The 21,152-nt window shown below is 38.3% G+C and carries 19 protein-coding genes; 14 read left to right on the forward strand and 5 right to left on the reverse strand.

The genetic code is table 11. From position 1 onward, the window contains the following. The first annotated feature begins 36 nt into the window (after positions 1-36). The 6 genes from fumC (at position 37) to FTU45_RS02175 (ending at position 5,620) form a co-directional block, all read left to right on the forward strand. Positions 37-1,431: a class II fumarate hydratase gene (gene fumC, locus FTU45_RS02150; protein WP_005171036.1), complete on the forward strand. Its 1,395-nt coding sequence runs from the start codon at positions 37-39 to the stop codon at positions 1,429-1,431. Between the two features lie 126 nt (positions 1,432-1,557). Further along, positions 1,558-2,049, forward strand: a complete 492-nt coding sequence (locus FTU45_RS02155) for a hypothetical protein (RefSeq protein ID WP_100355114.1) — start codon at positions 1,558-1,560, stop codon at positions 2,047-2,049. A gap of 462 nt (positions 2,050-2,511) precedes the next feature. Continuing rightward, complete coding sequence (locus tag FTU45_RS02160; RefSeq protein WP_005171034.1) at positions 2,512-3,114, forward strand: nitroreductase family protein; 603 nt, start codon at positions 2,512-2,514, stop codon at positions 3,112-3,114. A gap of 129 nt (positions 3,115-3,243) precedes the next feature. Further along, a complete protein-coding gene (locus tag FTU45_RS02165) occupies positions 3,244-3,606 on the forward strand; it encodes a hypothetical protein (RefSeq protein ID WP_005171032.1) in 363 nt (120 codons plus the stop codon). Beyond that, entirely contained in the window at positions 3,607-3,975 is a 369-nt protein-coding gene (locus FTU45_RS02170; protein ID WP_005171030.1) for a hypothetical protein, read from the forward strand. An 883-nt stretch (positions 3,976-4,858) separates the two neighbouring features. Beyond that, positions 4,859-5,620 (forward strand): alpha/beta fold hydrolase, encoded by a 762-nt coding sequence (locus tag FTU45_RS02175; RefSeq protein WP_180075827.1) that lies wholly within the window; start codon positions 4,859-4,861, stop codon positions 5,618-5,620. 7 nt (positions 5,621-5,627) lie between these two features. On the opposite strand, the gene FTU45_RS02180 is transcribed toward FTU45_RS02175, so the two are convergent. From FTU45_RS02180 to tssH, 5 genes are all read right to left on the reverse strand, one after another. Next, entirely contained in the window at positions 5,628-6,584 is a 957-nt protein-coding gene (locus FTU45_RS02180; RefSeq protein WP_180075828.1) for a M15 family metallopeptidase, read from the reverse strand. Between the two features lie 167 nt (positions 6,585-6,751). Next, the gene (locus FTU45_RS02185) at positions 6,752-7,564 is read right to left on the reverse strand and encodes a DotU family type IV/VI secretion system protein (protein ID WP_180075858.1); all 813 of its coding nucleotides are present in this window, start codon (positions 7,562-7,564) and stop codon (positions 6,752-6,754) included. A gap of 8 nt (positions 7,565-7,572) precedes the next feature. Then, a complete protein-coding gene (gene tssK / locus FTU45_RS02190) occupies positions 7,573-8,937 on the reverse strand; it encodes a type VI secretion system baseplate subunit TssK (protein ID WP_180075829.1) in 1,365 nt (454 codons plus the stop codon). 8 nt (positions 8,938-8,945) lie between these two features. Then, positions 8,946-10,055 carry a type VI secretion system protein TssA gene (gene tssA / locus FTU45_RS02195; RefSeq protein ID WP_180075830.1) on the reverse strand — a complete coding sequence of 370 codons (1,110 nt, stop codon included), beginning with the start codon at positions 10,053-10,055 and terminating at the stop codon, positions 8,946-8,948. Positions 10,056-10,105: 50 nt separating this feature from the next. Continuing rightward, on the reverse strand, positions 10,106-12,772 hold the full coding sequence (gene tssH / locus FTU45_RS02200) for a type VI secretion system ATPase TssH (RefSeq protein WP_180075831.1): 2,667 nt from the start codon (positions 12,770-12,772) through the stop codon (positions 10,106-10,108). A gap of 347 nt (positions 12,773-13,119) precedes the next feature. On the opposite strand from tssH, the gene FTU45_RS02205 reads away from it, so the two are divergent. The 8 genes from FTU45_RS02205 to FTU45_RS02240 all read left to right on the forward strand — a co-directional run bounded on the left by FTU45_RS02205 (position 13,120) and on the right by FTU45_RS02240 (position 21,121). Beyond that, positions 13,120-13,803 (forward strand): hypothetical protein, encoded by a 684-nt coding sequence (locus FTU45_RS02205; protein ID WP_074382808.1) that lies wholly within the window; start codon positions 13,120-13,122, stop codon positions 13,801-13,803. Positions 13,804-13,817: 14 nt separating this feature from the next. Next, a complete protein-coding gene (tssB, locus tag FTU45_RS02210) occupies positions 13,818-14,327 on the forward strand; it encodes a type VI secretion system contractile sheath small subunit (protein ID WP_180075859.1) in 510 nt (169 codons plus the stop codon). Continuing rightward, on the forward strand, positions 14,314-15,795 hold the full coding sequence (gene tssC, locus FTU45_RS02215; RefSeq protein WP_005096859.1) for a type VI secretion system contractile sheath large subunit: 1,482 nt from the start codon (positions 14,314-14,316) through the stop codon (positions 15,793-15,795). The genes tssB and tssC overlap by 14 nt, the downstream gene beginning before the upstream one ends. Before the next feature lie 52 nt (positions 15,796-15,847). Continuing rightward, positions 15,848-16,351 carry a type VI secretion system tube protein Hcp gene (locus FTU45_RS02220; protein WP_005096861.1) on the forward strand — a complete coding sequence of 168 codons (504 nt, stop codon included), beginning with the start codon at positions 15,848-15,850 and terminating at the stop codon, positions 16,349-16,351. 78 nt (positions 16,352-16,429) lie between these two features. Then, positions 16,430-16,921, forward strand: a complete 492-nt coding sequence (gene tssE / locus FTU45_RS02225) for a type VI secretion system baseplate subunit TssE (protein ID WP_005096862.1) — start codon at positions 16,430-16,432, stop codon at positions 16,919-16,921. Further along, complete coding sequence (gene tssF / locus FTU45_RS02230) at positions 16,918-18,723, forward strand: type VI secretion system baseplate subunit TssF (protein ID WP_005096863.1); 1,806 nt, start codon at positions 16,918-16,920, stop codon at positions 18,721-18,723. Before tssE ends, tssF begins: the two co-directional genes overlap by 4 nt. Then, positions 18,687-19,682, forward strand: coding sequence for a type VI secretion system baseplate subunit TssG (gene tssG / locus FTU45_RS02235; RefSeq protein ID WP_180075832.1), 996 nt, complete (start codon positions 18,687-18,689; stop codon positions 19,680-19,682). Before tssF ends, tssG begins: the two co-directional genes overlap by 37 nt. Beyond that, a complete protein-coding gene (locus FTU45_RS02240) occupies positions 19,679-21,121 on the forward strand; it encodes a hypothetical protein (RefSeq protein ID WP_180075833.1) in 1,443 nt (480 codons plus the stop codon). Before tssG ends, FTU45_RS02240 begins: the two co-directional genes overlap by 4 nt. The last annotated feature ends 31 nt before the right edge of the window (positions 21,122-21,152 follow it).

The raw sequence follows: 21,152 nt of genomic DNA on the forward strand, positions 1-21,152 counted from the left end.
TTAAAATCAGCGATATGTAAAAAATTGAGGTTGAACATGCAAACACGTATTGAACATGACACCATGGGCGAAGTGGCTGTACCGAGTGAGGCTTTATGGGGCGCTCAGACCCAGCGTAGCTTGCAAAACTTCAAGATCGGCAATGAACGCTTGCCACGGGCAATGATTGGTGCAATGGGACTGGTAAAAAAAGCTGCAGCCTTGACCAATGCTAAACTGGATCAGATTCCTCAAGAGCTGTCGGGCTATATTGTGGATGCAGCAGATGAGGTGATTAGCGGGCAGTGGGATAGCCAGTTTCCACTGGTGGTCTGGCAAACCGGTTCAGGCACGCAAAGTAATATGAACTGTAATGAGGTGATAGCCAATATTGCCAATCAAAAATTGGGCAATCATTTAGGTGCGCAAAAACCGGTTCATCCAAATGATCATGTCAACCGTGCCCAATCGACCAATGACTCTTTCCCGACTGCGATTCATGTCGCAGCGAGTTTGCAGATTAATCAACTTCTTATTCCAGCGCTTACCCGTCTACGTGATACCTTGCATGCAAAATCTTTAGCCTTTGCCGATATTGTCAAAATTGGCCGGACGCATTTACAGGATGCGACACCTTTAACCCTAGGTCAGGAATTTAGTGGTTATGTATCCCAACTTGATCATGGCTTGATTCGCTTACAGCAAGCTTTACTGGGTTTGTATGAATTGCCATTGGGCGGGACGGCTGTTGGTACAGGTCTAAATGCCCATCCTGATTATGCAGTTCAGGCCGCAGAAACACTGGAGAAGCTGACAGGTCTACCATTTGTCACTGCTCCGAATAAATTTGAAGCTTTGGCCGGCCGTGATGCTGCGGTATTTGCTTCAGGCGCATTAAAAACCCTTGCAGTCAGCCTAAATAAAATTGCCAACGATATTCGTTGGTTAGCCAGTGGGCCTCGTTGTGGATTTGGTGAACTGCGTATTCCTGAAAATGAGCCAGGTTCAAGCATTATGCCGGGTAAGGTCAATCCGACGCAAAGTGAAGCCATGACCATGGTGGTGGCGCAAGTGCTTGGAAATGACACCACGATTAATGTGGCAGGTGCATCGGGTAACTTTGAGCTGAATGTGTTTATGCCTGTGATTGCCTATAACTTACTGCAATCCATCCAGCTCTTGGGTGATGCCTGTAATAGTTTCAATGATCACTGCGCCGTAGGTATTGAGCCGAACCGTGACAAGATTGATCATTTCTTGCATGACTCATTAATGCTGGTCACTGCATTAAACCCGGTGATTGGTTACGAGAATGCAGCCAAGGTTGCCAAAACTGCCTATAAAGAAGCTAAAACCTTAAAGCAGGTGGCTGTTGAACTTGGTTTAGTCACGGCTGAACAGTTTGATGAGGTGGTACGTCCTGAACAGATGGTCTCACCAAATGTAAAATAAAGCGTTTAAGGCTTTTATTTTCAATCTTTCAGCCTGTTTTATCATGGAATCGTCAGCAGTGGTTTTTATCTCAGGCAGAGTTGCGTACAATAGATCTCGATGAGATTAACCACTGATGATTGTTTTATGCTTGATATTTATTTAACAGATGTTCAAAGAAAGGTGCAATTCAAGGATTATCCAGGTGAGCATCCTGTTAAATTTATTCTGAATTTTAAAAAGATTTTTCCAAGTGTCATGGAACTTCTTTTGCCGGTGCTTCCAGATGATGAAAATCTGGAAGAAATGTCTTGGGAGTCGACCAGCGGTGACTTTGAGACTTTCCAAATGTTGTTAACCGGTTGGGGCATTATTGAACTGCGTTTAAAGGCGATTAGCCAGTTTAAAGATAAAGCATTTGCGGATCGTTTGGTTAAACAAGCCCAGCAAAAGCGTAAGGACTATCAAAAGCAGCAGTCAAAACTAAGTACAGTTGAACTGGACTATCTGTTTATGCACGAAATGCATGCACTGATCGATGCAGAACTGGTTGAACTAGGTGAGAAATTCTATTTACCGACACTACGTGAGCTGTGGAAAAGTAAAGTATCAGCTCAAGTTTTGAATGCAAAATTTTAATTTAAGTTTATAGTTTTCATTGCTAAAAATTAGTCCTCCATTCTTGGGGGATTAATTTTATCTGTAGCCTAAGCTTTCCTTCATGATCGGAGATGCTTGGAAATAGCCTAAGCTATATTATTAGATTCTCTTTAACAGGGATCTTCAAAAAATAAACCTTATAAAAATAATGATTCCTAGAATTTCGCCCGAGAACAGAGCAAGATAGCCCACTATTTATCCTAAAGTATTTTCATTGGGCAGTAATTTTAACCTTTGTTTAAAAAATAGGTGAAAAGAATCAGTTTTAGCTAAAAAATATATAAAAATATCAAGCAAATAGCCTAGTAATTCTGTCTATTATTTTTTAAGGTATATAAGCTTTATTTTTAGATAAGCTAAAAGTTTAATTGATTAGCTATGCTTCACAAAAATAACTAAAGGTTCCAATTTTCCCGAAGATATATCCCAGGATTTTTAAAAATGTCGAATCAGTTTTTAGATTTAATTACTAAACGCCGTACTATTTATGCCATTGGCAAGAATATTGAACAATCTCCTGAACGTTTAACTGATTTAATTCAAACTGCAATTAAACAAAGTCCATCTGCTTTTAATTCTCAGTCTTCACGCGCCGTCATTTTATTCAACACAGAACATGAAAAGTTTTGGGGCATCGTTGCAGATAAATTAAAAAGTTATGCAAAAGATGAAGCAAGTGCAGCAAAAACCACTGCTAAAATGGCCAGCTTTGCTGCTGGTGTAGGTACGGTATTATTCTTTGAAGATCAAACAGTGGTACAAGCGTTGCAGGAGCAATTCCCGTCTTATGCGGATAACTTCCCTGTCTGGGCAGAGCATTCTACTGCGATTGCGCAATTTGCCACATGGACAGCATTACATACTGAAGGCCTAGGTGCATCTTTACAGCATTATAATCCGATAGTAGATGAGCAGGTGCATGCTGAGTGGGACATTCCAGCCAACTGGAAGCTTCGCGCACAGCTGGTCTTTGGTTCAATCGAAGGCGAAACACATGCCAAAGATTATCTTGCGGACGAAGAGCGTTTTAAAATTTTCAAATAAGCCTGAAATTCATATCTGCGCTTAAACAATTTTAAGCGCAGATATTTTAACATCTCGACGAAATCCTCATCAGCATTGCTAAAATTCAGTTAAAATAGCGTGCTAATGCAAATAAATGAGTAATATCGAATGTCGAAAAACACGCAAAATCTATCACCTTTACAAGAACTGATCGCAGAGCAAAAGTTACTTTGTGAAGAAGTAGGCTCAGCTTATGTTGAAGTCACGGGTGATGATGTTGTTGCTGTGGCCGTACATACCTTAAAGCAGGATCCGATAGTTGGTATTCGTAAAAAGCCTGAGACAGCGGAAAATATCAGCTGGTATATTTATGGCGGAGAACCTTCAAGTGAAGATGCTTTTGAAACGATGACCGTACGTGAATTACAGGACATCGCACCAGAAGTATTACCATATCTTGCTCTGGAAACAGGTTTTCGTTTCATGATTGATGCCGATGATTATGAAGATGTCTGGAAAGAAGAAATCTAAATGCTAAAAAAATCATCTTTCATTTGTGCAGGATTGTTATTCTTACTGAATAGCATGGTCTTTGCAGAACCACTTTCACAAAGTGCGTATGACCAGTTTATTTTAGAACAGACTAAAATCGTCAATGAAACCAAGCACATTTTAGATGAAGATGATCCAAAGGCCGATGCCAAAACCCAACGTCAGGCTTTCTGTAATCGACTGAAAGCCTATCAGGACATTCAAAAAGTTTCTGAAGAAAATAACAGTCTGGATATGGCGCCCATGATGGCTATGGTCGCCAAAAGTTTTCTTGATCGACAGGATCAGAGCCTGAGTAAATCAGGAATGACCACCACCGTATTCTGTAAAAATAGGGATGTTGAATAGGGCGAGTGGTACTTCTTCTCATCACGCATTAATGAAAATAAAGAGAATATTATTATTTTAATCTTGGCTGGATTTTGACCAAAAAATATCATCTTAAATAAGATGCATCTATCTGTAGGGTTTTTTGTAAAGTTAAACTAAAGTATAAACATGATTGTTACTCATTATCCCGGGGATATATCCGGGAAATAAGAAAATTGATAACTATAATTTAATAATTAAACTTTAATATTTTTCTAAGCTTTGTCGAGAGATCTTTTAATACTGCATAATATTGTTGCTTGATCATGTCACACATAAGCATTATAGAAATGACTTCATAACGAATAGCGTGAATTTTGTCTTCATACATAAATGAATGGTATTCCAAGCAGGGTAGTGAAGTTATATCTTATATTTATGCTACAAAACTAATCCTGTTGTATTTATAAAATAGCCTAAGTATTTTATATATTTTAGCAGCAGATCTCGCTGTTAATTTATTACATGCTCTAAAACGAAAAAAGGAGTGTATTTACAAATTTCTGTTATACAAAATAATGGGCTAACTTTGAAAAAGTAGTGGAAGGGTAATCTATTTGTTCTAGTATCATCCTTATTCTGAAATTAAAAATAAAATATGGGTGCGATTTCTCTTAATCCCAAGGCTATTTTAAAAATGTATTAGATCGTCTTTTATATTGATGGGGCATTTTTCTTTAATTCAAATTAATAATTAAGCTTTGAACACTTTTAATCTGATGATGAATTTAGCCTAAGCAAAATTGATCAATCTGCTATAAATAGCCTAAGCAAATTTTTTATTTTAAAAATTTGGCAATTGATTAATTTTCAATATCAACCCACTATTAACATTTAAATCAAGAAATCACGGAATTCTCAAATGATCCTTAACTATCAATTACACCATCATGAAACTTCAACAGTATCTCCAATGCTCTTTATTCATGGTTTATTTGGTAGTTTGAGTAATTTAGGAGTATTGGCTCGACATTTTTCTGAACAGAGAACCGTGATCCAAATTGATGTGCGTAATCATGGTCTTTCTGGTCATAGCTCTGATATTAACTATCAGCTCATGGCAGAAGATGTATTGGAAACTTTATCCAGTTTAAATGTTCATAAGTTTGTCGTTGTTGGACATTCTATGGGTGGGAAAATTACTATGAAACTGGCAGATTTAGCTCGTGAACAGACTGAAAAACTCATCGTGCTTGATATTACACCGATCCAATATCATGAAAGTCATCATGCTGAAATTTTTAAAGCCTTATTTGCAGTACAGCAAGCAAATGTTGCTTCACGACTGGAAGCAGCAAAAATTATGCGTAAATATATTCATGAAGAAATGGTGATTCAATTTTTATTAAAATCCTTTAATAAAGGGCAGTGGCTGTTTAATGTTCAGGCTTTATTTGATCATTATCCAGATATTATGGCTTGGGAAAAGGTCGAAAAAATTAATCGGCCAGCCTTATTTCTGCGTGGTGGTGATTCTTTTTATATCTCAAAACCAGAACATTTTGCAGCAATTAATGAACAGTTTTCTCAGGCAAAAATCGAAGTTATTGAAAATACCGGTCATTGGCTACATGGTGAAAAACCAGATGAAGTCATTAAACACATACAAGCCTTTCTTAATTAAGTAATATTTAAGGCTGTAATGTATATACTTGTAATTGACCTTCATGGATCAGTTGATGTGCCATCTCAGCAGTTTTCTTTAAACCGGGCATACGATATTCAGTATGTCCAAAATCTTTAATGGATTTCCAGCGGCCGCCCCAGGTCAAACCCACCGATTCAGCGACCTGACCATATAATTCATAACCGCGCATGGCCCAAGGATCACGTTCTGTAATGACTACTTTGCCATGCCGTTTAAAGGCAATATCTGCAGCCAATCCAAATTGATGATAACTCTGAAAGCCTTTAGCCTTGGTAATATTACTATCGGCTGCCAACGAATTTTGCCGTTCCGGACTCCGATAGCCTTCAAGTAAAACCAGCTCATAATCATGCTGTTCTTTCATGATTTTAAATACCATCAGTAAACGTTGCTTAAATCGTGGATTCATCTTACGCCATTTACGGTCTGCTGTACTGAGATCTGAATGCGTAAGCATTGCTGATCTATGAATATCTTCAAGATTTGAATTAAAGCTTTGTGCTGAAATAGCCGGATGATCTGGAAAATGCTCTTGTTGAAGGGCTTCTATAATGAGGCGGTCAGCAACTTCAGGCGGAGCTGTCAACATTTGCCCATCCAAAAGAGCATAAATTTGTGGATCAACTTTCCTTAAATATTCAGATTCAAATTTTCTGGCAGTTAAGGGCTGGGTAAAAGCGAGTAGCAAAATACTGCCAAATAATATTAATCCGGTAATCAAAATCCACCACTGCTGCACATACCAATGAGAATGCAGATGTTCAGGCGAGGCCGCCCGATAAAATTTACGTGAAAAATGTATTGCTTGAGTCAATTTCTGTTTACTTTGCGGAATGAATCTGAGAAAAACAGCCTGTATCCTTCGTCTAAATTCATAGGACAGCAGGGCGAACATTACCAAACTCATTAGGGTGAAGCTACTCAATATGATAAAAATCATAAGTGAAATACTTGATCTAGTTCAGATTCCAACCCAGTCTTTTCTTAAGCGATATAAATTGTACAACGGCGCAATTCTTTGCAAAGATTGCATTCAATTTTTCTGAAGTAAATACTTTTAAGTTTTTATTTTTATGAGCTTTCATGGTATTGATCTGAAAAATTTAATTAGGGTAAATGAATCGTAATATAAGCTTGCTCAGCAGGAGCGCTAATCAGATTCTGATATTGAGTAAAAATAGTTGTTTGTTCTGTCGATAAAGCATATTTAAAAGCGACAAAGCTGAATACTGCAAATAAAAACAGGAAAATTAAAATCCAGAAAAATGGTAATTCTCGATGAATTATATGTCTGATTTGATCGGGAAGTGCGGAAAAAGGAGAGAAGGCCGTTTTCTTAACTTTGAGATAATCAATCTGATCTCCGACTCGAGCCACCAAACTATTCAAATGTTCAATCGATTCAATCCGGTATTTTCCCTGAAAGCCTAATAATAGACAGTAATGATAAACCTCTAATACTGCCAGTCGATCCTTGTCTTTATGACGGATGTTTTCCAGATATTCAAAGAACTGATAGCCAGCCAGTTGTGAACCAAACAGACTTAATTGCAACGGGCTCAACATCCAGGAATTCTGCAAATCAAAAAAGCGCTCATCCTGTTGTGTGACAATCGTTTCGTCCAGTAAAGCACAATAGGCATATTTGGTATCTTGAATATCTTCAGCTAAAAATTGTACCTTACGTGCCTGGCTTTCAAATTGGCTGAGCATTTGCAAAACTTTCTCACGGAATAATTCTATATCAGCAGGTATGTAGTTATTTTTTATAAGAAAAATGATATAAAAACCATCATGCAATAAATCTAGCAAACTTGCCTTGTATAAGATATTGGTTTCGATAGCTTGTCTTGCTATATCGCCGATTCCGTTCTGATCCTCTTCAAACAGTGAAGAAGGATTATTTGTGATTGTATTCATTTGAATATTCATCCATTCATAACCGCAATGAGTTCAATCGCAATATCCTGAAACCCATTCGGGATATAAACACAAATTGCTTCTGAATCCAGCATACGCTGATACAGTTCATTATTTGGTTCGATCTCAAAATAATGAACACCGGATCGCACCGGAATTGCCGTAGGAACCTGCATAAGATGCTGCACTGGCACAGCAGGCAAAGCTGCAATTACACGTTGTTCAACATCGATGGTACTGCCGACCTTAAAACGGACCGGAACATGCGCAATCAGATTATGCGCTGGCATTACGCTACTCGATACAGCCAGATATAACCTGGTATTTCGGCTGATTTTGTCTGTTTCCAGACTCCCAATCCAATAGGATGGACGTGTTTCTTTTAAACTGATACTGATATAGCGATTCGAGATAATCGTATCGAGTAAATCTCTGAGAATAATATCCAGCTGATTAAAGCTGTCGTAAAGTTGATGGTGTTGATACTGTGGCAGTTGATCAATCTCATAAGCAGTCGAGAAGGTGAGTAAAGATCCAGTAAGTCGTAGCAGTTCCGCATATAGTCGTTCCGGATGAATTTGCGGATACTGCAAAATATGGTTCAAGCTTGCATGGGCTGTATTTAAGGTATTTACCAGCCAGAAAGAGACAATATCTCCCGAGCGAAATTCAATCAATTTCTGTTCATTTTCACGGTTATTGGATTGAATCGTCTTAATTTTGGCTCGAATGATATTTAAGCTTCGCTTTAAATTGTCTAGCAGATACTCACATGCCTGGATATGTAGAATGGGAGGAATAAACTTATGATTGAGAATAAAATTTCCTGAACTTTGTCTCTTGATTTGAGCAACCGGGATATATAAATAGCCATCCAGATGCTGTTGAGGTATTTGCCCGAGTTCAAATAGCTTAAATTCAGCACGACGGCGTAACAGGGTGATTTCTGCAGTCGTTGCATCGGTAAATAAGTCGTGGGTTGAGATTAACTGCGAGTGATAACGGCCAGCCTGAGTACTTTCGGCATGACTTACATTTTGTTTATTGGGTTGTAGCATCGGTAAAGCCAAATAAACCTGCATCTCTCCATGCAGGTTTAAAGCATCCAGTTGCACGGGTTCTGGTAATAAATCCTGTGCTGGTGCCTGATAAATTTCACCATCCTGCCAAATCATTTCAATTTTACTTAATGCCAGTATGTGCATATTGAACTGTGCTTCATCAAATTGGATGGACTGAATTCCATGAGCAAAAGGAAATGTCGCACGAATCATATGACTCAAACGTTGCTCATGATAAGCATCTTGTAATTGAAAATGTTGCGGTCTTAAAAATAGACCTTCGCCCCAAAGTACTTTTTCTGCTCTGAACATTTTAATATTTACCATTCATTCTTTGATTCATTATTGGTATGTACACCCAGTAATTCATGGACATGCTCTACAGGATTCTCATTTTTGATGACTTGAGCCAGCCATTCATGTAAGGGCAGCTGACTCCATTTAATTGTTTTTTGTAGCATATAGCTCACTGGGCTATGTGGTTCATTGATCTGAAAATACTGAGCAATCTCTTGTAATAACTGCATTGCCTGTTGACGATTGGCCAAATGGTTTTGGGCATGGGGCTGAAATTTATGCAGATTTGAATTTGCATGTGAGATATTCATCACAACTGCTTCCGAAGTATGAGGTTGTGGTGAGTTCACCTGATCTAATATTATTTCGGAAGGTTGCTCAAAAGTTTCGATTTTATAGATTCGCTTGATACTGGTGAATATTGCTTCGAGCTGAGAGTCTGTGGCTGCAAAACTTGGTGCATCCAGACCCAACAGTTGATCCAAAGTGGTTTTAAGTTTCTGCCACTCTGTCTGAATCTCCAAAAGATATTGATTATTTCGGCTCAGTATAGATTTGTCAGTATTTAGCAATAGTTGCTCAAAATATTCCAAGTCCTGAACAGGATCATTTTCAGAAGAATAATCCTGTTGTTTTAGCTGTATATTGCGCTGATGTAAAAGTGCTTCATATGTACTTAAACTATAAAAAGGTGCGGAGCTGACCAAAGGAATCTGTTTCATTAGTATGGGGAATTGTGCAATCAAACCTTGCAACAAACCCAAACGCTGATCAAGATTATCCTCTTCAATAACAGGATGTATCTCTAACCAGTAGCGCCTCAGACTTTGTTGGCTTAGTTCTAATCCTCGAGCAATACCTTCAAAACCATATAGATGACTCCATGCCTGAATGAGCCAAGTATATAATCGAATATCCTTGGTTTTTTCGCACAATAATTCAATTATTTTGTCATTCACAAATTGCCAATCCGCTTGTTTGGGTTCAGCGATCCAGTCACCTTGATCTAATAGGGGATCATCCCAAGTTTTGGCTTTTTTAATCGCATGAAAATCATTTGAAAATGAACAATCCACGCCACAGGACTGTTCAATAGAAATTCCTTGCAATAAATATTCAAATTTCAGTGTCATTTCTATACCCATTCTTATATTTATTTGTTTTTATTATTTATTTAATCTGATCATACAACATCAGCTGTATTGCTTTTAGAACGAGATTTTTTAACTGTTTTAATTTTTGGATCTACGCTGTAAAGGATTTCATTTTGCTGGACATCAATATGAATTAATTTAGGCAGCTTTTCTTCACTCATGGCCATAAGTATTTCTGTAGCCAAAGCAGGCAATATGGAAGCATTTAAAATATGATCAATATTACGTGCACCGCTATCAATTTCAGTACAGCGGCTGAGTAGTAGTTCAAGCACGTTTTCATTATAAGTAACTTGCATGGCATATTGCTGCTGGATGCGTTGGATAATCTTTGCCAGTTTATGCTGAATAATCCGGATTAACAGTTCATCGTGCAAAGGATAATAAGGCACGATCTGCATACGTCCTAGAAATGCCGGTTTAAATTGCTGATATAAGCTTGGTTTTAATTGATCTATCAAAGTATTGGCATCCGGCCAGTTTTCCCTAGGTTGATTTAAACAAGCCTGCATCATGGCACTGGAACCCACATTCGACGTCAGCAGAATCGTAGTGTTTTTAAAATCGATTAGTCGGCCTTCGCCATCTTCCAGCATTCCTTTGTCAAAGACCTGATAAAATAACTCCTGCACATCAGTATGCGCTTTTTCGATTTCATCCAGTAAAACTACGCTATATGGATTACGGCGCACAGCTTCCGTCAATACGCCTCCTTGACCGTAGCCGACATAACCTGGAGGCGCACCCTTTAAGGAAGATACAGTATGAGCTTCCTGATATTCCGACATATTCACCGTAATCAGATGTGACTCACCACCATATAATTCCTGCGCCAAGGCGAGGGCAGTTTCAGTTTTTCCTACACCACTTGGGCCAACTAACAAAAACACAGCTTGCGGTTTGTTCGGATCATCTAGTTGAGCTTTAGACGTTTTAATGCCTTGTACCAGCTGTTGTAATGCATCATCCTGGCCCATGACACGTTCTGATAATTTATCTTGGAGCGTTAATACTTGCTGGATCTCATTATTCATCATTTTTCCTACCGGAATTCCAGTCCAGTCTGAAATGATTTGGTTAATGATAAGCGTGTTCACACCTTCAAAGACCAATGGATCCTGAGCCTGAATCTGGGCTAAATGCCGGCGTAATGTTTTTATTTGATTCTGCTTCTCACTCTGTTCGGGTTGAGCCTGTAAGGATTTGATTTGCTGAATTAGCTCCAGTTCTTGCTGCCATTGGCATCTCAGCTGTGAAATTTCCTGTTCTAAGTTGGAAATTTTTTCTGATAATTTAATTAAACGCTCTTGATACATCAGGGGATCTTGATGCTCTTTGTGTAAAAGGCCATATTCCAGTTGAAAATTATGTAACTGTGCCTGTAAATGATCTAACTTGACCGGTTGCGAATTTTGGCTCAAAGCCACCCGTGCTGCTGCCGTATCCAAAACACTAATGGCTTTATCTGGTAATTGCCGCCCACTGATATAACGATGCGAATTACGTACCGCAGCAATAATGGCTTCATCATCAATGTGCAGCTGAAAATGTTGAGTCATGACCGGAATCATGGCCCGTAACATATTGATGGCCACTTCTTCAGTCGGTTCTTCTACTTTCACGACCTGAAAACGCCGACTAAGTGCAGCATCTTTTTCAAAATATTGTTTGTACTCAGCCCAAGTCGTTGCTGCAATGGTGCGTAGTTCACCACGTGCCAAAGCCGGTTTTAACAGATTGGCTGCATCATTCTGACCAGCCTGACCACCTGCACCAATCAAGGTATGGGCTTCATCAATAAATAAGATAATAGGATAACGACAAGACTGAACTTCCTGAATGATTTGTTTGAGTCGATTTTCAAATTCACCTTTGACACTGGCACCCGCTTGTAATAATCCAAGATCCAACATATGCAGCTCTACATTTTTAAGTGGATCAGGCACTTGATGGGTGGTAATTTTCAGTGCCAGTCCTTCTACAACGGCAGTCTTTCCTACTCCTGGCTCCCCAGTAAGAATAGGATTGTTTTGACGACGGCGCATCAGGATATCTAGCATCAAGCGGATTTCGAATTCACGACCAATCACTGGATCAATCTGGCCTAGGCGCGCTTTTTCAGTTAAATTTATTGTGTATTGATCGAGTGCTGGAGTTTTATTAAATTCTGGCTGTTGAGCGGGTGAATTTTCTTGTATGTTGCTGCAATGAATATGATCTGGGCTTTCAATACTTTGCTTACAGTGTTCTAAAAATTGGTGCTTCATGCTATCAATTGGAAATAGCTCAAATAATGCAGAGGCACGAATCGCAACTTGATATAGATGCGGTGCAGTAAGCAAAGCAACCAGTAAATGTCCACTCCGGATCATCGGATTTTTTTCTGCTGAAGCCAAAAGCCAGGCTTGTTCTAATACACGAATAATTGATTTAGCAAAGATAGGAGTGCGAGAATTCCCTTTATTCAGTTGTTGAATACTCAGACGAAGCTCATTAATCAGATTATCTTCATCAATTTTATATTTTTTCAGCAAGAACTTTATATCATTTAATTCATTTTGTTGTAGTAATTCTAAGAAAAAATGCTCAATTTCGATTTCATAATTTTGATTTTTAATGCAGGAGTTCGCCGATTTTTCAAGGCAGAGGCGCGCATGTCCGGATAATTTTGTAATCAAAATTTTTAAATTACTCATATTTTTCTCTTTTCAATATATAGCCTGATATTTTGGGAATTTATAGCTATATGATTCTTATTATTAAGTTTAATTTTTATTTATTTAAGTTTATCTATAGGCTGTCAAAATATTTTGATGCACTATTTTTGGCATATTCTACTCAAATCCAATAAAAAGTCTGCATTCATTGATCGGAATTTAGCAATTTTAGCAAATTACATAAATTTTTTAACTAAAACTCATTTTCGTATTGACTTTTTGTGATCATTTTTTGTTAAATCTACATCACGATTTTAAAATTATAAGAATAGAAAAATCATTTTTTAATATTCAAAAATAAAAAACAACAAAAAATGAGGCTCACTTTGAAAAACAATTTAAGTTTTATCGTATTGCTCATCTCAGGAATGGCACAGCTATGTTTTGCTCAAACTCACGCTGCAGAATTAAATCGATCATGTATCAAGGCCTATCCACAGGCAAAAGATGCTACTGATTTAGCACTGATCGGTTTATATCAGCAGCTATGCGACAAATCGGCGAAGAAAAATATTCCGCTACAGCATCAACTCAATACCCAAATCGCCAAGCGCTATGTCGAACTAGGATATAACCTGAAGGCATTGAATTTAATCGAGCAATTACATCAGCAGAATTACCATCATCAGGATTTGACTGATCTTGGTTTTTTGGCCGGTATTGGAATCTCTGCCGGAAGTTTAGAGCAGATGCGTAGTACAGAAGTTCGTGCTTTAAACGAATTTACCTATCCGCAAGCCAAATCACTGACTGAACATATTTATCTGGCACAACCCGCACCGAAATTTTCTGAATCTTCATCCCATATAGCGTTGAATTCGAAATCAAAACAGATAAAAACTAAGGCAAATACTACGCTAAAACAAAATGTTAATCTAAAGAAAAATAAAACATCGAGTAATAATACGAAAGTGAATACAGCAGCCATGAACAATAAGAAACCAGAAAATATAAGCACTCAAACCCATGGCCTCACTACCAATCCATTTGGATCATTAAAAAATAATTAACAAGGAAAATCATGATGGCTAAGCGTGAAAGTGTACAAAAAAAATTACAACGCATTCGGCCGCCGCGTGTGCAATTGACCTACGATGTTGAAGTCGGGGATGGCCGTGAAGTCAAAGAGTTGCCATTTGTGGTCGGAGTATTGGGAGACTTTTCAGCAGCCTCTGAACTGAAAAGCAGCAAGCTTAAAGATAAAAAATTTATCAATGTAGACCTCGAAAATATTGATGAGGTAATGCAGTCCTTAGCACCCCGTGCCAGTTTTCAGGTGGACAATAGTTTGACCGAAGAGGGCGGAAAAATTTCGGTAGATCTGATGTTCTATGCTATGGATGATTTCCTGCCGGAACAGGTAGTACAACAGGTTGAACCTTTGCGAAAACTGGTTGAAGCAAGAGAACGTTTAACTGATTTGCGCAATAAGATTTCCAATAATGAACGCCTGGAAGATTTGCTGGATGAAGTTTTAAAAAATACTGACCAAATTCAGAAAATGAGTGTGGAGGCAGACAGTGAATCATTCTAATGCTGCAATTGTCCCAGATGTATCTATTCAGGAATACTCGGTTCTGGATTCTATCGTTGAACGTAGTCGAATTGCCCGTACAGAAGAGGAACATGAACGTGCTAAAAGCCTGATTGGTGAATTGGCCAAGGAGGTTATGGCCGGTACGATTATAGTCTCTGAAAATATGACACTGGCTTTAGATAAACGTATTGCAGAAATTGATGCCTTAATTTCGACTCAGCTCAGTAAGGTTATGCATCACGAACAGTTTCAAAAAATCGAATCTACTTGGCGTGGACTATACTATTTTTGTCAGGAAACGCCATCACATTCTTTAATCAAGATTCGCATGCTGAATACCACTAAAAAAGAACTGGTTAAAGATTTTCAGAGTGCAACTGACTTTGATCAAAGTACATTATTTAAAAAAATATATGAAGAAGAATATGGTTCTTTTGGTGGAGCGCCTTATGCCACTTTAATTGGCGATTTTGAATTTGATCGCACACCGTCAGACCTGTATCTGCTAGAGCAGATTTCACATGTGGCAGCCGCCGCACATGCACCATTTATCTCTGCGGCAAGTCCTTCAATGTTTGGACTGGAAGCTTTTACCGACATCGATCGTCCACGCGATGTGTCCAAAATCTTTGAAACAGCTGAATATGTACAATGGCGTTCATTCAGAGAAAGTGACGATGCCCGTTATATGGCATTGACCATTCCGCGAGTATTAGGCCGTTTACCTTATCATCCGAAAGAAGGTACTGCGACAGCAGGCTTTAACTACGTGGAAGATGTTTCCGGTAAAAATCACAATGAATATCTCTGGATGAATGCTGCTTATGCTCTGGGTACACGGTTAACCAATGCCTTTGACATGCATGGCTGGTGTGCGGCAATTCGTGGTGTTGAAGGTGGCGGTCTGGTCGAAGGTCTACCAGTACATACATTTAAAACCAATGATGGGGAAGTCATTTTTAAATGTCCGACGGAAATTGCCATTACAGATCGTCGTGAAAAAGAACTCAGTGATCTTGGATTTATTCCGTTGGTACATTGTAAAAATACGGATTATGCTGCCTTTTTCGGCGCTCAATCTACACAAAAACCAAAGAAATATGCAAATGACCTGGCCAATGCCAATTCTGCATTATCAAGTCAAATTCAATATATTATGGCAGTTTCACGTATCGCCCATTATTTAAAAGCCATGATGCGTGACAAGGTGGGAAGCTTTGCATCAGCAGGAAATGTCGAAGCATTTCTAAATGATTGGCTGTCTCAATATGTACTCTTGGATGACGGCGCTTCACAGGAAGCCAAAGCACAGTATCCACTACGTGAGGCTTCTATCAAAGTTGTAGAAAATCCGGCAAAACCTGGACACTACAAGTCTGTGGTCTTTTTGAGACCACACTTTCAGCTAGACGAGTTGTCTGTCTCTTTGCGACTGGTCACTGAGCTGCCGCAGTCAAGCAATTAAAGCTGTTGGCAAAATTATAATAACGTTTATAACAATAGGAAAATTATTAAAAATGAAAGATATTTACGTCCAATTTCGAGGCAAATATAAAGTCGATGGTGAATCTCGTGATTCAGAACATAAAAGCTGGTTAGAAGTGAACTCTTGGTCTCACAATATTCGCCAGCCAAAATCGGCAACCTCTTCCAGTGTAGGTGGTCATACTGCAGAACGGGTTGAACATTCTGACATGATTTTTATGAAAGATCTGGATGCAACCAGCCCAAAACTTTGGGAAGCATGTTCAGCAGGTTATACCTTTGATGAAGTACAAATCGATTTTTATCGAGCGAATGGCGATAAACGCATTAAATATCTACAAATTAAATTAAAACATGTGTTGGTTTCACAAGTGACTCCAGTAGTGAATCAAGAAGGTGTTCCAACAGAAGCTTTTGGTCTGAAATATGCAGCAGTTGAATGGACTTATAATCAACAGGATATTAATGGCACGCAAAAAGGTGCAGTGACCAAGAAATGGTCATTGGCAAATAACACTGCATCTTATGCAGCATAATTTGCTCCTTTAGAGGCTGATCCTGATCAGCCTCTCTCAGAATATTTAAAATAATAAATAAAATTAGAAAATAACAATATGAATTTGGATCAGCTCCATCCTTACGGATTTAGAACAACATTATTTGACCGTCTCTTGCCTCAGAACCTAATGAGTGTACAAGGGCTTTCTTTGCAGGCCTTAAGAGAATCAGTCGCTACTGATCTGGAAGATCTATTAAATAGCCGCATGGCTAATCTGGAGGGCAGGGTTGATCGCTATGATCAGGTTAAAGGTTCCATTCTTCAATTTGGCATTATAGATTTTGTCGGTCTTTCAACGGCGAATCCACTGGATCGGGACAAAATCTGCCGTTCTATTGAGCAGTCTATTCATGTTCATGAACTACGTTTAAAACAAGTTAATGTAGAGATGCTGGTAGATGAGCAGAATATGGGAAGCTTGTGTTTGAGTATCCAAGCTTATTTAAATATTTATCCACTCTATGAGCCGGTGATTTTTGATGCTTTTCTCAACCCCACAACACAACAATACGTGATTTTGCCTAGAACATCAGCAGGTGTGCTGTGATTGAAGAATTATTACCGTATTATGAAAAACAATTACAGGAATTTGGACAACAATCACGAGAATTTGCCAAAAAATATCCGAAAATTGCTCAACGTCTTGCTCTCAATCAGGAGCAAATTGATGACCCGCATATTGAACGATTGATTCAGGCATTTTCACTCATTTCCGCCCGCATTGATAAAAAGTTACATGACAGCTACGAGGTATTCACTCGCTCTATTTTTGAGGTGATGTTTCCGCAGTATCTGAAACCTTTTCCAGCATGTTCAGTGGTCAGTTTTGAGGATTGCAATAAAATCCGACAGCTTAAAAGTAGCCAGCAGATTCCTAAAAAAACTGTACTAAAATCAAAAAGTACCCGTGGAGTACAATGCGAATATCGTACGGTAAAACAGGTTGAACTATTACCCATCGGATTAAAATCGCTCAGTTTTAAAACACATGCTTCGGCACATATTCATTTAAATCAGAACGCAACTCTAATCTTTGGTTTCGAGATTTTTAACCAGCAGCAACGACTGCTAGACCAACAAAAACTGCCGATTTATCTTGATGCAATTTCCAATCTCCCCTTGCAAGTACTGGATTGTATTTTTAAACCCGAGACCCGTTTTTCTATAAACACACAGACCCAAAAGATTGATATTGAAAATCCATTTGAGTTGCAGGGTTTTACTGAGACAGAAAGTGTATTACCAATCGATCAGCATACTCACCATGCTTATCGTTTATTAATTGAGTATTTTTGCTTTCCAGAGAAATTTAATTTTCTTGATTTGAATCTGAATTTTCTAAAAAACCTGAATATAGAAACTACAGAATTTGAATTAAAGATTCACTTTAAAATGAATCTGAATGATCAGGCAATGATCCGAAACTATTCAGAATTAAATAGCGCCAATTTCAAATTATTTGCAACTCCCATAGTGAATTTGTTCCCTAAACAGGCTGAACCACAGAAAATTGATCATCAACGCCTTGAATATTCACTCATAAGTGATATCCATCATCCTGAATATTTTCAGGTCTATGCAATCACTGAGATGAATATATTACGAGAAAAAAATGAAAAAAATCAGATGATTTTTTCAGTCTTACCTTTTTTTGCTATGAGTCATTATCATCAGGCAGATGGGCAGTTTTATTATCATCTACTCCCTGAGGACAATAATAACCGTACAGGACTAAAATATTCCATTATTTCAAAATCTTTAGAACCGCATCAAATTTCATCAGACTTTGTCAGTATCCAGTTACTATGCTGTAATCGGGATCTGCCTTATGAAAGTTACCATAAAGATCAAAACACCTTGTCTTTAAATGACAGTAGCTTGATGCGGAAGGCAACCTTAGTCAAAAGACCTAATTTACCCTATTATTTTGATCAAAAACTGCAGGAACAGTGGCGGATTATTTCGCACTTATCATTAAATAATCTATCTTTAATGCAAGGGGATGCGGTCAGCTATATTAAAGAATTACTTGAACTTTATAACTTGCCACAATCTAAAGAAAATCGCCTCATTATTAACTCAATTCAGACTGTACAATTTTCCCTGACGCAGAAACTGCGTGAGCATAAACCGTTTCCACTATTTGTACGTGGTGTCAAAGTTGAAATTCAGATTGATACCGAAATATTTCGGGGAGCTAGTCTCTATATATTTGTGCAGGTTTTAAATCATCTCTTTAATTTAAAGGTTCAGATGAATAGTTATGTAGACATGCACGTTATTGATTCAAAATCAAAACAGGAGTTATACCAATGCGTACAGCAGATTGGTGGCAAAAGGCTTCTGTAGTTGACCGGCTTTATCAGCAACCGACCAGCTTTGAATTTATTCAAGCCACGCGATTATTAAGGCATGCGCCTGAACAGAAAAACGAGCAGGAATGGAGTAAAGCCTTTCAATTTATCAGTTCACTGAATCTTAATTTTCCAGTCTCTGAAATTGAATCACTACAAACTCAAGATAAGAAAGTGCAGATAACCAATTTAATTGTTGGGCTAACTGGTATTCTGGGAGAATTGCCTTATATCTATACGGATAAAATTAAACAGGGCACACGGGCACAACGAGAAGAAAGCTTGCATTTTCTGGGATTATTCAATCATAAGCTTACTGCACAATATGTCGATGCCTGTCTGAATTATCACTTAGCCTTACGCTATGAAATTGAGCAGGAAAATCATTATCTGAACCTGCTACATGCTTTGAGTGGCTATATGAGTCAGCAGCATGAACAGCAGAATATAGATGATTATTTTGCTGAATTTTCAGGTTTGATGCAGGGTCAAAATAATACACATTATGCCTTAAACAGCGTCCTGTCCTGTATCTTTAAGTTTAACTTTCAGATCAATGAGTTCATTCCAGAAACCTTTCAGCTTAATGAACAGCAAAGAAGCTGTTTGGGAGAATCACGACCGGTTCGGCTGGGAATCAATAGTTTTTGTGGCGAAAGACTTGAGCAAATTGATGAAAAAATTGAAATTGAAATCGGCCCATTAAAACGTGAAGACTATCTGAATTTTTTATCTGAAGGGATCCATAGTGTCAAATTAAAAAAGATTCTTCAAATCTGGTGTAGCCCAACCTTATTGGTAGATCTCCGGCTGATTCTAGAAAAAGATGAATTATGTTCAGTCCAGCTCGGACAAGCGAATCCTATGGGTTTGGCAAAAGGGGCGGTATTGCTGGCCAATCAGGCGACACATAATACGCAAACGTGTTATAGCCTGATAGGAAGCCTGTCATGATCAAGCCTGTCATTCAGACTTTTGTAGGCTTATTTGTGCTTACGAGTGGTCTTGTCATTTATTACTGGAGAGACATTCAGTACGATCCATCCAATATAGAGTTGACATTGTATTTCGGTATTTTACCTTTACTACTTTGCCTGCTGTTATTTACACCTTATTTGATCTATAAAGCGCTAAAAAAGTATCAGCAAAGAAAACAAAAGCAGCAGGATCAAGCAAATTCATTGGCTCAAATACGGCAGCAAGATTCTGAAAATACAAAAGAAACCTTAAAGCCGATTGAAGATTACCCCCTTAATATTTTTTCAGCTGCGGCTTGGCACAGTTTTGGTGAAAATGCAGAAATTTTAGAGAAAATGATGCAGTTTAGTAGTCCAGAATTAGACCCCAAATTGCTGAATTATTTTGGTCTGCCGCTATTGGCATATCGTATTCATGCCATAGATTCATTGCTCGAAAAAGACCAGACTGAGCAAGGAATAATGACAAGCTTAAGTGGACGGCGGATTCAACACCTCATTCAAGATCAACTGGAGCAGCATCAGGAAAGCCTGAGCTTAATATCAAGACAGTTAAAACATTCTGCATTATTTTATGATCAGGAGCTGGCTTATCAATATCGAATGCATCCGGGATGGAGACAGAAAAATTACCAAGAAGATGAGAGTCACATTACACCTCTTACTACCGCACCAGTCGTTCGCTTAAATCGATTGAATCTTCATATTTTGTTAGCCGATCATTTGATTGATGATTGGAATGAAATATATCAGAAACAACTCTTAAGCCAGATTGAGCAGCAATATTCAATAATTCCTGCTCAGATTCATCTCCAGTTGCATTTCTTGCCAGCTGATCGTGCTTATTCCAACTGGTTGAATTTAATACAAGAGAGCGCAGGGCAATCCCATGAGGCCAGTCTTATCATCGTGGCAGATTCTGAAATTGATCAGGACTATCTCAATGATCAACTTTGGCAAAATGAACACTATATTGCGTCAGAATATGCTGCCAGCTGGTGTCTAGCTGCGCCTGAGTTAGAAATTGAAGGAATGATCCCGTTGCAAAGCCTGCAAGTAGCTAAGCATGTCACGCATTTGCAGGAATATCTGGCTCAGCATCAAGTTGATCTCTCTACTCAGCTAGAATGGCCTCAACCTTTTTTAGTCGTATTGGATGAAGTCACGCATTCCAAAAAAATGAAGAAAATACAAAAAAGTTTCGAAAATATTGACTTCGAACCAGATCATGTTGTTTATCCTAAAATTTATTTGGGGCATACGCAGCATTTAGCCACCGTTTTTGCTGCGATGTTGTCAGCACATCTAGTAGACAATGTCATTACAATAACCTATGGCCTACAACAAGAATCTACCTATTTATATTTTACCAATACAAAAAATGATCAACTCAATCAAAGCACATTAGTCGCTTAATTATTTATAAAAATTAAAATAAGAGATAACC

This window comes from Acinetobacter sp. YH12106 (genome assembly GCF_013418995.1).
Lineage (GTDB): Bacteria > Pseudomonadota > Gammaproteobacteria > Pseudomonadales > Moraxellaceae > Acinetobacter > Acinetobacter pseudolwoffii.